This window comes from Kribbella sp. VKM Ac-2566 (genome assembly GCF_004366005.1).
Lineage (GTDB): Bacteria > Actinomycetota > Actinomycetes > Propionibacteriales > Kribbellaceae > Kribbella > Kribbella pratensis.
The window spans coordinates 1202603-1215898 of sequence record NZ_SODT01000008.1 but is presented as its reverse complement, the minus strand read 5'-3'; the positions used below and the strand labels follow the sequence as shown (position 1 = coordinate 1215898).

The 13296-nt window shown below is 64.5% G+C and carries 9 protein-coding genes and 1 tRNA gene; 3 read left to right on the top strand and 7 right to left on the bottom strand.

Going from position 1 to position 13296, the window contains the following annotated elements:
* Positions 1–309 precede the first annotated feature (309 nt).
* From EV647_RS08730 to EV647_RS08715, 3 genes are all read left to right on the top strand, one after another.
* Positions 310–2904, top strand: a complete 2595-nt coding sequence (locus tag EV647_RS08730) for a hypothetical protein (protein ID WP_134000775.1) — start codon at positions 310–312, stop codon at positions 2902–2904.
* Positions 2905–3272: 368 nt separating this feature from the next.
* Complete coding sequence (locus EV647_RS08720; RefSeq protein WP_134000774.1) at positions 3273–4058, top strand: hypothetical protein; 786 nt, start codon at positions 3273–3275, stop codon at positions 4056–4058.
* A gap of 154 nt (positions 4059–4212) precedes the next feature.
* Positions 4213–5094 (top strand): hypothetical protein, encoded by an 882-nt coding sequence (locus tag EV647_RS08715; RefSeq protein WP_134000773.1) that lies wholly within the window; start codon positions 4213–4215, stop codon positions 5092–5094.
* A 488-nt stretch (positions 5095–5582) separates the two neighbouring features.
* On the opposite strand, the gene EV647_RS08710 is transcribed toward EV647_RS08715, so the two are convergent.
* The 7 genes from EV647_RS08710 to tenA form a co-directional block, all read right to left on the bottom strand.
* Positions 5583–7241 (bottom strand): hypothetical protein, encoded by a 1659-nt coding sequence (locus tag EV647_RS08710; protein WP_134000772.1) that lies wholly within the window; start codon positions 7239–7241, stop codon positions 5583–5585.
* A 68-nt stretch (positions 7242–7309) separates the two neighbouring features.
* A complete protein-coding gene (locus EV647_RS08705) occupies positions 7310–8407 on the bottom strand; it encodes a HigA family addiction module antitoxin (protein ID WP_134000771.1) in 1098 nt (365 codons plus the stop codon).
* A gap of 17 nt (positions 8408–8424) precedes the next feature.
* Positions 8425–8733 (bottom strand): type II toxin-antitoxin system RelE/ParE family toxin, encoded by a 309-nt coding sequence (locus tag EV647_RS08700; protein WP_134000770.1) that lies wholly within the window; start codon positions 8731–8733, stop codon positions 8425–8427.
* 543 nt (positions 8734–9276) lie between these two features.
* Entirely contained in the window at positions 9277–10707 is a 1431-nt protein-coding gene (locus EV647_RS08695; protein WP_134000769.1) for a helix-turn-helix domain-containing protein, read from the bottom strand.
* Positions 10708–10951: 244 nt separating this feature from the next.
* Positions 10952–11024 (bottom strand) — tRNA-Lys (locus EV647_RS08690).
* Between the two features lie 60 nt (positions 11025–11084).
* On the bottom strand, positions 11085–12632 hold the full coding sequence (locus EV647_RS08685; protein ID WP_134000768.1) for an NAD(P)/FAD-dependent oxidoreductase: 1548 nt from the start codon (positions 12630–12632) through the stop codon (positions 11085–11087).
* Positions 12629–13291, bottom strand: a complete 663-nt coding sequence (gene tenA, locus EV647_RS08680) for a thiaminase II (protein WP_134000766.1) — start codon at positions 13289–13291, stop codon at positions 12629–12631. The genes EV647_RS08685 and tenA overlap by 4 nt, the downstream gene beginning before the upstream one ends.
* Between the last annotated feature and the right edge of the window lie 5 nt (positions 13292–13296).

Sequence of the window (13296 nt, the reverse complement as noted above, 5' to 3'; positions counted from 1 at the left end):
TAGCCATCTTGATAACTTGGTCGATGAGTGCTGGGGGCACCGCGCGGATGGACATGCCTCCGCGGTCAGAAGTCACCCGTCCGATGCGACTGAGGGGGCGCTCGGCTCGGCGACTCCGATGTCATGACGTCGGGCAGCCAACGGGAGAAGCATCAGGTTCTGGGCAAACCTGGACGGAGGGTCCGTTGCGTGCCAAACGACCGACGTAGCGATTTGTAACGCCAGGACGGATCATTGCGATGTACGAGAGAACCGGCCTGGTGAATGGCGGGTCGCTGAACGCTGTGAGGCCATGAGCGTGGGGGGAAGATGGATTTCGATCGCTTGTTTGATCCCGGATATAGTGCGATCGACCTTTTTACCAATCGCTCGGCGGAAAACCTGTCATTCACGCAGGCCCTGACGACGCACGCGGAGCGCGTGTTCGACGGCTCGGCGAGACTGGATGCCGTGGAACGACGCAACGTCCTGACGTTCTACGGCATCGGTGGGATTGGTAAGACAGAGCTGTCGCATCGTCTGGAGGCGTGGGTTCGAGGCGAGCTTGCCGACCCGGGGGACTGGGGTGAAGCGCCACGGTTCGACCAGGAAGTCTCGGCTGTGCGTGTGGACTTCCACGGCAGCGCGGTCGTCGATGCGGTAGACATCGTTCTGCGTCTGCGCACTGTCCTCGGCGGAGCAGGTCGGCGTTTCCCGGCGTTCGATCTCGGATTGGCAGCCTGGTGGGCCCTCGCCCGCCCGGGATCCGAGCTACCCGAACTCCGTACTCGGAACGGATTCGATATTCGGGGGCAGATCGGAGACACCGTCAACGACTTACTTGGGGACCTCGTGGTCGGCCTGGGCGTCGGCGCGTTCGGAGTACGTTTGGCGGCCCGGGCGGTGGAGGCGATTCGCACGCGTCGGCTTACCGATCGGACGCTGGGCGACTGCGAGCCGTTGGTAACACTGATCGAAAAGGCGCGCACAGATCCCTCGCCTTACGTGGCGGCTACTTTGGCCGGTCTCCTGTCGTGGGACCTGGATCGGCTCGCAATGCCGCAACGACCGCTCGTTGTGGCGTTCGCAGACGCGATCGAGTACGTCCAGGACGACAATCGGGTGCAAGAGCGACTGTTCAATCGCGTCGTTCACTTGACTCCGGCTGTGTTATGGGTGATCACTTCGCGAAACAGTCTGGATTGGGATTCTTCGGAGCTCAATCGCCTGCTGCCGGCGTCAGGTCCCAGGGTGTGGCCCGGGCTCCGACTCGACGCGTGGGGAGAGCCGCGCCAGCACCTGGTCGGTGATCTCTCGGATGCAGACGTCGACCGCTATCTCACCACTGCCTCGGGCATGGCCGGCAATCCGCGACTGTCTCCCGATGTGATCGCCCGAGTCCGGGCCGGCGCCCATGGACTTCCGCTGTACCTTGATCTGTCTCTGACGATGGCGAGGGTGGCCGCGGCCGACGGAGATGGAGAGCTCGCCCCAGAAGCATTCGGTGGTCCGCTGCCGGAGTTGGTCGGGCTGGTGTTTTCCGATCTCCCGGAGGACGAACGCGAAGTCGCGCGTACAGCGAGTCTGCTGCCTCGCTTCAGCCCGGAGCTGGTTGCGAGGGCGTCCGGACGGTTGGTCGGTGCTGCACGCAGGTTCTGCCGGCGGACCATGGTGAGCCACGACGGCCACACGCTCTTTCCGTTCCGGCTGCACGATGCTGTGCGGTCTGCAATTGCCGGCGAACCGATCACGATGAGAGGCGCGTGGGCCGAAGCGGACAGACGTGATCGCGCCCAAGGGCTCGTTGACGCACTTCAGCAAGAATTTACCGCGGCTGTCGACAGTGTTAGTTGGCAGCGTGACATCCTGGAACTGACTGCAGGTCTCTGTGCCACCCACGACCTGCAAACGCCATGGTTGCTTGACGCTCTCGTGGATGTACCCGGCATGGCGCTCACCGCGGAGCGTATGCCGGCCGCAGATCCGGCCAGTTGGATCGGACAGGTGTCGAGGTTTCTGGATTGCTACCGCCAGCCAGACACGCCCCGGCGGATGGCTGCTCTCGAGTCGTTCATCGCGGAGCCACTCAGAGATGACGTTAGTGTGATGGCGTCACGCTTCCTGGCCTACGCTCTGCGTTCCGCCGCTACCGCAACACAATCGCAGCGGGGGCAAGCGCTGGCGATTTTGCAGCGTCAACTAGCTGCTGAGCCGGATTCGCAATTGCTGCGCTACCAAGTGGCGCGGACACTGAACTATCTCGAGGATTTCGAGCAGCTATCCACGCACCTCAGCCGATATCCGATGACAGATCCTGCCGCCGAACTGCGGATGCGAAGTGATCTCGCCTACCGGAATGGCCGACTTGCCGAGGCGATTGCTGGAGCCTCGGCTCGGGCCGAGTACCTACGATCTGTCGGCCGTCATCGGGTGGCTCTGGAGAATCAGGTGGTGGTGCTGTGGCGATCAGCACTGCTCGGTCGGACCACGGCGGCTGACTGTGATCCGGCCATCGCCGCCACCGACCGGTATGGGATGCGAAGCCCCATGCGGACGGCTATGGCTGCGAAGAGCCTGTGTCTGGCCGACGACGAGAGTTCGGTGCGGCAGTTCCTCGCAGACGGTGCTGCGCTGTCCCAGTTCCGCGGCGGAAAGCCTGGCTGGCGTGAGTGGTCAGTTTCCTTGATCCACGCCTTGCGCCGCGGTGCGTACCGCAGCGTGCAGGACATCAGAGGTGAGTGGGTTGCCGATCCTCGACCACCGACCTACGACTACCGGGTGATTGACCGCATCTTCGTCTACGCAGGCTACCCAGCCACGTACGATCCGCCCCAACTCGGCGGCTCGGACGGTGTGGCGGCGAGCTATGCGCGCTGGCACCAGGTTATCGACGATCTCGTCCACGGACGGCGGCTGGGAACGTAGCTGACGATGGAATTGACCCCGGGAATCCAGGAGGTGCGTCTGATGGGCTGAAGGCTCAATCGGCGACGGCCCACACAAGTCATCTGTTGGGGGCGAAGGTCCAGTTCCTGACTGAGATGTACTTGGTCGAGGTGAAGGCGCCGGGATTCGCGCGCCCGCGGCAACCGGACCTGTACAACGTGCCGTTGCTCGCCTTCGACTGAGTCCTGGATTTCGGCTGCCGGGTTCAGGGAGCGTCCGCTCGTGCTGAGGCTCGTTGTATGGGTAGCAGCCATGGGGGAGCAGGGAACAGGTTTCGCGTCACGGTCGATGATCTCCGTCGAGCTGTAGATGCCGAGGTGCAGCGGAACTGGTCTGATCGTCAGTGGATGCGATGGCTTGATGCGGCAGCGGATCTGCGTGGCCAGACGTTCAGGAACGTGGTTCTGATCAAGTTACAGATGCCTGATGCCATCTGGGTCGACGGCCGGCCTGGATGGCAGCGCCTGGGACGTCGCGTCGCGCGTGGTGCGTCGGGCATCCGGATCGTCGCGTCGGGGCGAGATATTGATCGGCTTACGGGGCCGGTGCAAGGGCACGGGGTTGCGACGGTCTGGGACGTGACGCAGACGGAGGGTCGCTTGCCCTCGCGGGGAATGGTCGGGACTGTACGACCACAAGATGTATACGCCGTGCTGGCGCGTGTCGCTGCTGATGCCGGGTTTCGGGTCGAGCGAGGACCGTTGCGGGACGCGCCGAGTGGTGCGGTCACGGACTTGCAGCGGCGGCGAGTCACCGTGAGCGAGGAGCTCGACGGCTCAGTGGCGGTGATGAGCCTCGCTCACCAGTTGGCGCACTTGCGCATGCACAAGCTGTCTCGTAACTCAGGCTGCCATGGCCTGGTCAGGTTGGAGGCGGAGTCGGTTGCCTACGTGACGCTCGCACGATTCGGCGTCCTGCCGGAATACCAGATGGCCAGTTCTGTAGCAACGCTCGGGCGCCGGCCCCCAGTGCGGCTTGTCGAGACGCTAGGTGGCCGTGTCGTCGCTGCCGCGGGACGCCTGATCGATTCCACAGAGCGGTACTTGCCAGCACCGCAGATCCTGCGCGGCGCCGCACGCAGTGAGCCGATCTCCTTCGATACCCAGGACCGAGAACTCGACCGCGGCCTCTGAGCTGTCGATTGCGTTCCGGTGCCGGTGGTCCAGGTCACCGCAGGCTCGTTGCCTGATACAACGAGTGATGGGAAGGCCGACGTTGCGCATGCCGTATCGATCTGCGCATGGTGGATAGGTGGACACGGCAACGGCGGCCCTGCGGCTGTACGGGTTGGAGCCCGAGCAGTTCACCGCGGCGCGTAATGAGTTCGCCAGGTCCGCGAGTGCTGCCGGGGATGAGACGACGGCGGCAGCGATCATGGCGATGCGGAAGCCGACGGTCACGGCATGGCTGGCCAATCAGCTTGTCCGCACCGACCCGGACGGTATCCATGCATTGACCGAACTGGGAGAGGAGCTGCGTCAGACCTACCTGTCGGCCGACGCTGCACGGCGCCGCGAACTCACTCGCCTACGGTATGAACTCGTGAGCGGCCTGGTGCGGACGGCCCGAGAACGAGCCGCCGGCGGCAGACGCGTCACTCCGCAGACCGCCGAGCGACTGGTCGAAACCCTCGATGCCGCCCTGGTCGATCCCGGCGCCGCACAGTTGCTCAGGTCGGGACAGCTAACGAGCGGGCTGCGGCATGTCGGTTTCGGCGTTGTCGACGAGAGCGGCGATCCAGCCCAGCTCGCCGCCATTCGGCCCCGGGTCGTCAGACGCTCGCCACCTCTGCGACCGGAATCCTCCAAGATCACGCCGCGTCGACAGCGCGCTGCGGAGCGCCGCCCGACGGTCGAAAGAACTCTTCAGGATCGCCGGGACGCGCAGCGCGCACGGGTCGACCAGGCCGAGGAGGACTACGCGGTGGCCGAAGCGGAGCGCGAGCAAGCCGAACTTGTCCTCGACGCACACCAGCACCGAATCGCCGACCTGGAAGCCGACCTCGTACGGCTCAACGACCAACTCGAGCAGACCCGCGAGACACTACGCCAGGCCCGCAAACAGACATCAAGTCTGCAGTCCGCCTTCAACCGGGCCGCCCGCAATGCTGCCGCCATCAAGAAGCGCCGCGACACTGAGCACCTGCGACTCAATCAACTCGACGGATGACTCGTCGTGTGCCGCTCCGGCAGGTCGAAGGCGCGGCAAACATGCGCATCGCAGTGCAACGGGTACGGGCTCGAAAGCCGCGCTTCGGGGCACTGGTTGCGGATCGCCTCGTGCGCGCTCCTGGTCCTGCCCGTCTTCGACGTCCGACAAGCGTCACAAACGATCGGGTTCAAGCGCGGCGCGGCTTCAGTAGTTCTGGCATCAGGCATCCATTCCTCTTGCTGAGCGCGCCAGCCAAAAACCGTCGAAGTACCTGACCGATTGCCTCACATAGTCGGCGACGACGGTATCCCGCGACTTGACGCCCAGCGCATCTGCAAGTCCACCGAGATCGAGGGCGTACAGAAGCGCTTTGAAGCCGGCAAATGCATGTCAACCGCCCCAGCGCCGAATCCCCCATCAATCCGCCTATTGTTTTCAGCGAAATGAAGGTCTCCGGCTAGGTTTGTATCTGGCTCCCGAGCACGAAGGCTTCACAGCAGGCTGCGTCAGACTCGCTGTGGCGACTGGATGGGGAGTAGGTAGATGCCGGTGTCCTCGGCTGCGACGTAGCGTGCAATCGGCGGAGCGCCAGAGGCGGGGTTTGCGAGTGCTTCGTGGTTGGTGAGATGCATGGTGGGGGCGTAGTACGTCAGCGTTCCGAGCTGGTAGGTCTTTCCGTTGAACTGGAACGTAGCGTTCTCGACGGACATGCGTATTCCGGCCCCTGGCCGGTTCGCGTGGGCATGGAGGAACTCGCTCACCTTGTCCGGCGCGATGTTCAGCACCAATTCGTCCGTCGCGAGCTGGACAGACTCGCCACGGATTGCGCATGCGATGCCTTCGAGGGCGCGTAGCTCTCGCGTGGATACGTCACCTGGCACGGTGATGTCCCGGCCGGTGTGGTCTTGGAGGGTGATGAGGTTTGCGACTAGGCCGGCGAGGTTCTGCAGGGTTGCCAGCTGGGGGAGGCCTGATGGCGCCTTTCCTCGGGCTTTGATTCCGCGGCCGAACCGGATCTGGAACTCGTCCCCGTCGTACACGGCGAGCAGAACCTGGAGCGTGGACTGGACGGGATCGGCGAGGCAGCCTGCGAATGGCCCGACTTCCAGCCGAACGGCTGGCTGAAGCTCGGCAGGCGCACTCGGATCGGGCACCGGGAGTTCGAGATGCAGACCGCCCGACTCATCGCGGGCATAGAGCGTGGCCCCGAACTTTCCCCGTCGTTGTTCGTACGACGTGATCCGCGTGCTCGCCGTGACCCGGGATCCGGCGCCGACGGACTCGAGGAAACCTGGCCGCGCGGGCGCGTCCGCATCGGGCGGCGTTCCAAGCTCGATCGACTCGACCGGTCCGGTCAGGAGATTTCCGAACAGGCGTGAGGTCTCCTCGGAGGCGGTGATATCGATAGCCTCCAGATATCGCCTGCCTATCGACATCTGTCCGCCGAATGCCACGACCTGGTCATAGGTCGCTTGTGCAAGCTTGATCGCGGCATGGTCGGTCGCATCAGGAGATCCGAACTGCAACTCGACCGCGATCGGGTCCAGTTCAGCCGACTCGGCGCTCTTCGGCTGAACGTGAATCACGGTCTGGCCATCGATCGTCGCAGGTTCGATCCGCCAGAACGGTGAAAGCTCGGTCGCGCGTTCGCCGAGACCGGTCTGACGTGCGGCGAGGTCAGGTATGCCGTCTGCGAGTACAGCCTGCTCCATCGCGTGCTGTTGTGCTCGCTTGAGTAGTCGGCTGTCCGGTCCTTCGACATAGCGGATGAGGTCTTCACGTGAGGCGAACTGTCCGTCGAGCCAATCACGTCCCCACCAATCAAGCGTCACCGGCGCAGCAAGCGAGGCGAGCGTTTGCGTGAACCATTCCTCCTCGCCTGGTGTGTGGTCGTGTGGGATGACCAGAACCCACTCGCTGATCTGCTGGTGGGTCAGCACGACCTGCAGGGAGCGTTGAATGTTGCGGCGTTGGCCGCCGCTGAGCGTGCGCGCGTGCGACTTGATCTCGAACACACGCATCCTGCCGTCCTGCAGCAGATACGCATCGCGCCCGCCGTCACCTCCTGACCCGTCCATGCTCCGTAGGCCGGGGTAAAGCTCGCGCAGCAGGATCTTGATCGCGCGCTCGACCTTGAGTGGATCGAGATCGTGCCAGTTGAGCATTTGCCCTCCCTGGTAGGCCTGTTCTGTTAACGGAGTCAGATGACGTGACGCCGGTCGAACGACTGAGGTCAGGGAGAAAAGGTTCCGGCGAGGTCCTTGCAGAGCTGGTTTCCGAATCGGTAGTCGAGGAGACGACGCCTATGCATCTGGTGAACGGCGACCCCGGGCGAGACTCCGACGCGCCGCGCGGCTGCAGCGATCGCGCTGTTGGTCGTCAACCCCTCGAACGGCTGCATCCCGGATTCGCCGAACAGGACTTCCATGGCGAAGGTGTTCGCGTTCCGCTCGGCGGCGCTGTTCCGCTTCTTCTCGGTCTTGTACTCGAGGTGCATCTCACCTCTCGGGTCATTGAGAACATGGCCGATCTCGTGGAACAGAGTCCAGATCACAAACCCGTCCTTTCCCCAGCGGCCCGTCTGCTGGATGACCGGCACACGCTTGTCGATCCACCTCGTCATGCCAAGCAGCGGGAACTTGGCTGGCGGCTCGACCACCATGAACACAACGCCGACCCCAGCCAGACCGCGGGCAATGTCTTGCAACATGTCTCCGTCCGGCCGTGCAGCACGGTCGCGTAGCTCTGGAAGAACCTCCCTGAGCCGGTCAGGATCGTAGACATAGCCACGTCCACGCTCGAATGTTTCTGAAAGCTCACCGGCACGGAGCCAGGTCGTCAGGACAGTGATGTCGATGGTGGCGCCCGCGTCCTTGAGCGCAGCGAGCGCGTAGTCGCCCGTCGTGGCTGACTCGTGAAGGTGGGTGTAGGCGGGCCAGGTTCCACATCGGTGGAAGGCGAGAAAGTCTGAGACGAGTCTTCCCGGGTCTCGTCGGGTCGCTCGTGTGGCCCCGAGGCGGCGAAGATATGCGATTGCGTTCGGGTCGATTTCGTCGATATGTGCGGCGAGATTCTCCTCGTCGGCGATCCGAGCAACGTCAGCACGGTAGGCGGCCTCATACCGTAGCCACGAGGCTGCAGGGATGCCTACCACCCGCTCCAGTCGCATTGCGGTCTCGCTTGTTACTGGCGCGTGGCCGTTGATGATCTCGTTGACCTGCTTTCGGCTACAGCCGAGAAGATCTGCGACACGCTGCTGAGACAAGCCTTCTTCGGCGATCCATTCCTCCAGGTACTCACCTGGGGCAACGGCATAGTTGGTCGCGGTCATGGCTCTCCTTCCGAGTCTCAGTGGTAGTCGACGATCTCGATCACGGTGACAGTTACGGCCTTCCAGGACTCGGCATCCCCTTCGGGCCTGATCAGCAGCCGGAAATTCCCGCTTAGCTTGCCGGCCCACATGCCATCCCTATCCGCACCAAGCTCGTGCCAGTACCCAATCGGATCGAGCGTCTGCAGCTCCCCGACCGTCTGTGCGATCTGCAGTGCGTTGATCCGCAGCCGGAGCCGGCTGGCGATGTCGGCCCGCTTCTTCCGCATCTCTCGCTCGTCGGTGCACAGCTTCTCGAGCTTCGAGTCCTCGTATCGTACTTCCACCTTGGTGTCACCGATCTCGTTACAGTGTAGCGCGCATGTTCGCACTATCATGCCCTAGTTGGTCAGTGGTATGTGCCACATCCACGTCGGCGCGTTCGCTGCGTCTTGCCAGACTGTTGTGAAGAGGTTTTGGGACTGTGAGGCGGCAGTGGTCGCACGTCAGGTACCTGGCGGCAGATTGCGTTGAGGATCGTCGATTGGCTCCGTGGCCGGGGCGATCTGCACCGGCACCTCCTGGTCCCCTGACGTAGAGCGGGACGTCGTACTCGGCCAGGCAGCTCGTCAGAGTCGGGCGGTCGCGGTCGTCGGTCGAGGTGCTACGGCTCTGATGTCCTGCTCCGTCACTGCTCCGTGGGATGTTGGCAAGCGTCGATCATCGGCGCGCCTCGACGAGCAACGAATGCGCAGGTCAGAGGCCAAATTGGAGCGGTTTGAGCACGAGCGGCCCTGAGCACCAGGATGATCCTCGACATCTTGGAAGGTCAGCACCACGCCCATCCGCCTCCGCAGTTCGTGGTCGTGCAGCCGATTCTGTCTTGGCCTTCAGGGCAGATCTAGATCGTCGAAGGCGTGTTCGAGGGCCTGGGCGGCAGCGGGGTTGGCTGCCTGGCGGCCCATGTAGATGTCTTGGGTGATGGAGACTTTGGCTTGGCCTAGTTGGTCGGCTATTTGGCGGGCTGTGTGGCCGGCTTGGTCTAGGGCGGTGGCGGTCGTCTTGCGGAGGGCGTGGGACCGGATCCAGGCGAGTTTGTCGGATTCGGCCGGTCGGATCGCGTCTTGGACCTGGGCGCGCAGACCGTGGAGATGGTCGAGGTCGATGCCGTATGTCGCGACGAGGGTTGTGACGAGTTGGTGGTCGACCTTGATGCGGCCGGTTTCCATGAGCTCAACCCTGGTTTGGGGCCAGTTGAGATGGTCGGCGACCTGTTTTCGGGTCATGCCGGTCTCGCTGCGTAGGGCTCGAAGGCTCAGGCCTAGGTCTCGACGGGCGGTGCTGCCGACGGGGGAGAGGGCGGTGCGGAGGGCTCGGCGGGTGTTGGAGGGATCGCGGTAGCCACCGCGTGTGTCGGCGAACACTGGGTCGTCGAGGCGGATGCCGGCAGCGTGGCGGGAGCGGAGGACGGCGAGTGTCCAGTTGGGGAGGTGGAGGAGGCGTTCGCCGGCCTTCGACTTGGTGGCCTTGCGGATGAGGCCTTCGCCCTTGATGCGGGCGATGGTGTGCGTGATTTCGACGGTGCCGGCTTCTAGGTCGATTTGCGACCAGAGGACGGCGAGGGATTCGCCGATGCGGACGCCGGTGCCGAGCATGAAGGCCACCAGATCGGGTAAGTCAGCCTCCACTGCGCGTTCGTCGGCTGCCAGGCTCTTGCGGAGGAGGGTGACTTCTTCGCCGGTGAGGGCGCGAGGTGGATTCTTGGGCGCGGCTTCGATGGTGTCGACCTCGCGGACCGGATTGACGGAGATGGCGCCGTAGCGGACGGCGAGTTTCATGGCGCCGGAGACGATGGCGCGGCAGGTCTTGGCGGTGGCGGCCCCGGCGGTGGTCTTGATTTTGGTCAGGACGGTGCCGATGCGTGGAGTGGTGGCCTCGCCGATGCGGAGTTCGCCGAGGGCGGGGCGGACGTGGTTCTTGAGGGCCCGCCGGTACGTGTCCAGAGAGGTCGGTGATCGTCTCCCGTCGGCGACCAGTCCTTCGAATCTCCCCTCCCACTGGTCGAGCAGATGGTTGATCTTGTGCATCGCTGTGAGGGCGCCGGACTGGTTGGTCCTGGCGCGGTCCTGGAGCTTCTGCTTCAGCGCGGTCTCAGCACCTGTCTTGCTCGTGCCGACCGCGCTGACTTGGCGGACGTGGCCATCGTGGTCGCAGAACTTGGTCTGCGCCTGGTGCTTGACGGGCTTGCCGTTCTTGTCGGTCTTGATGACCTTGGTGGAGATGCTTCCCCAAGTGCCGATGGGCAGCGGCGGTCTCGACATGTCAGGCCTCCAACCTGTCTAACGGTTGGAAGCTCAACGCTGGCTGGAGCGCCGAATCGGACAAGTCGGCAACGCTGCGAAGCGATGTGATGTGACGCACAGTCACGAGCAGATCGAGGCTCAGACGGTGCCGCGAAGAGTCGTGGCCGGGGTCCGCTGTGCGGTGCATCAGCTCAAAGTGATGAGTTTGAGATGACCTACGGACATGCAAAAGCCCAGGACACCGTCGTGACCTGGGCTTATGTGCGCCGCCAGGGACTCGAACCCCGAACCCGCTGATTAAGAGTCAGCTGCTCTGCCAATTGAGCTAGCGGCGCTTGGTGTTGCTTTCGAACGAAGAGGATCGTAGCAGGGGGATCGGGGAGATGCGAAATCGGTTAGCGGGTGAGGATGGTCATGGCGGCGTTGTGGCCGCCGAGGCCGGAGACGGCGCCGCCGCGGCGGGCGCCGGAGCCGCAGATCAGGAGGTTGGCGACGTCGGTTTCGGTGCCCCAGCGGCCGGTGTCGGAGGGGTCGGTCGCCCAGGGCCACTGGAGGTCGCCGTGGAAGATGTGGCCGCCGGGCATGCCGACGGATTCCTCGATGTCGTACGGCGTCTTGGCCTCGATGCACAGGTTGCCGTCGGCGTCGCGGGCGATGCAGTCCTCGAGCGGCTCGGCGAGGTAGGAGTCCAGGCCGGCCAGTACGCGCCGCGCGGACTCGGCCCGGGCCGAATCGTTGTCAGAGGCAAATAAACGGGCAGGGAAGTGCACGCCGAAGACGGTCAGGGTGTGGTGGCCGGAGGCAACCAGGTCGGGGGAGAGGATCGACGGGTCGGTCAGCGAGTGGCAGTACACCTCGGACGGCGGTACGGCGGGCAGTTCGCCGGACGCGGCGGATCGGTACGCCGTCTCGAGCTGGCTGTAGTCCTCGTCGATGTGGAACGTGCCGGCGAACGCCCGCGCAGGGTCGTCGCCGGACTTCAACGCCGGCAGGCGACGCAGCAGCAGGTTGATCTTCAGCTGCGACCCTTCCGGCTTCTCGACACCGGTCTGGCCACGCAGCGCAGCCAGCGTCGACGGTGCGACGTTGGACAGCACCCAGGAGCATTCGACGGATCGCTCACCGTCGCCACCGAGCCACGTGACCGAGCCACGGGTCCCGTCTGCTTCGACCGCGGTGACTGCTGCGTTGGTGACCAGTGCGGCACCAGCACGCCGAGCGGCAGCGGCCAGTGCGTCAGTGACCGCCCCCATACCGCCGACGGGCACCCGCCACTCGCCGGTGCCGTTGCCGATCAGGTGGTAGAGGAAGCACCTGTTCTGGATCAGTGACTCGTCGTGCAGCCCGGCGAACGTTCCGATGACGCCGTCCGTCGCGACGACCCCACGGACGGTGTCGTCGGTGAAGCGTCGCTCGATGGTCTCTCCGAGCGGCCGCTCGATCAGCTCGTCCCACAGTGCGCCGTCCACACGGGAGCGAAGCGCAGCTGCCGGCTGGAGCGGCTCTAGCAGAGTGGGAGCGACAGCGGCGGCCAGCGAAGCGACAGAGCCGTAGAAGTCCGTCCAGGCCTCGTACTCCGCGTCGCTCCCGGTGAGTGCGCGGAACGAGTCCCTGGTGCCGGCGCCTTCCGGCCGCTCGACCATCAGGCCGACGTCGCGTCCAGAGCGGCGTACCGGGGTGTACGACGCGACTGCGCGGGACCGGAGCTCCAGGTTGAGACCCAGGTCTGCGGCGATCTTGTCGGGCAGCAAGCTGACCAGGTACGAGTAGCGCGACAGCCGCGCGTCCACGCCCGGGAACACTCGCTCGCTGACCGCTGCGCCGCCGGTATGCGACTGCTGCTCCAGGATCAGCGTGGAGAGCCCGGACTGGGCCAGGTAGGCGGCGGCGACGAGACCGTTGTGCCCGCCGCCGACTATGACGACGTCGTAGAAGTCCTTCATCCCACCGGCCAATCCAGCTTGTGGTACGCGGCGTCCCAGAACATCCATTCGTAGCGGCACGTCATAGCGAAGTGCTGGTGACAACGTTCCCGCTCCGCGGCTCCCACGTCCAGCCCGTCCGTGACAGCGAGCACGGACTCGACTACAGCGTCGAACTCCTCGGAGCCGTACGTCTCGATCCACTTGCGATATGCCGGGTCCGGTGACGACCTCTTGAGTAGCTCGCGCCCCACGTCCCGGTAGATCCAGTAGCAAGGCAGTACGGCTGCCACGGCCTCGGCGTACGTACCTGTGGCGCACACAGCGGTCAGATAGGACATGTACGCCGTGGTGGTCGGACCGGATCCAGCCGCGTCGACGTCTTCAGTAGTCAGCCCCAGTGACGCCAGCAACGAGGTGTGGAGTTCCCGCTCTACCGCGATGGCGTTGGCGGCGTGCAGCGCGAACATGCTGACCGCATCCTCGTCGAGGGCGCGACCGGCGATCAGGCTGAGCGCCCGCGAGTACGCGCGGAGGTAGTGGCTGTCCTGGACGATGAAGTACCTGAACGCGTCGTGGTCGAGGGTGCCGTCGGTGAGCCCCGTGATGAACGGGTGCCGGACGATCTCGTCGTACACGGAGGCCGCCCCGCGCTCCCACAGCTCGCTGGAAAACGTCATCCCCA

What these genes read in the sequence shown, in the direction of transcription:
- EV647_RS08730 (WP_134000775.1), top strand. Translation starts at nt 310, where the DNA reads ATGGATTTCGATCGCTTGTTTGATCCCGGATATAGTGCGATCGACCTT.
- EV647_RS08720 (WP_134000774.1), top strand. Translation starts at nt 3,273, where the DNA reads ATGCGATGGCTTGATGCGGCAGCGGATCTGCGTGGCCAGACGTTCAGG.
- EV647_RS08710 (WP_134000772.1), bottom strand. Translation starts at nt 7,241, where the DNA reads ATGCTCAACTGGCACGATCTCGATCCACTCAAGGTCGAGCGCGCGATC.
- EV647_RS08705 (WP_134000771.1), bottom strand. Translation starts at nt 8,407, where the DNA reads ATGACCGCGACCAACTATGCCGTTGCCCCAGGTGAGTACCTGGAGGAA.
- EV647_RS08695 (WP_134000769.1), bottom strand. Translation starts at nt 10,707, where the DNA reads ATGTCGAGACCGCCGCTGCCCATCGGCACTTGGGGAAGCATCTCCACC.
- EV647_RS08685 (WP_134000768.1), bottom strand. Translation starts at nt 12,632, where the DNA reads ATGAAGGACTTCTACGACGTCGTCATAGTCGGCGGCGGGCACAACGGT.
- tenA (WP_134000766.1), bottom strand. Translation starts at nt 13,291, where the DNA reads ATGACGTTTTCCAGCGAGCTGTGGGAGCGCGGGGCGGCCTCCGTGTAC.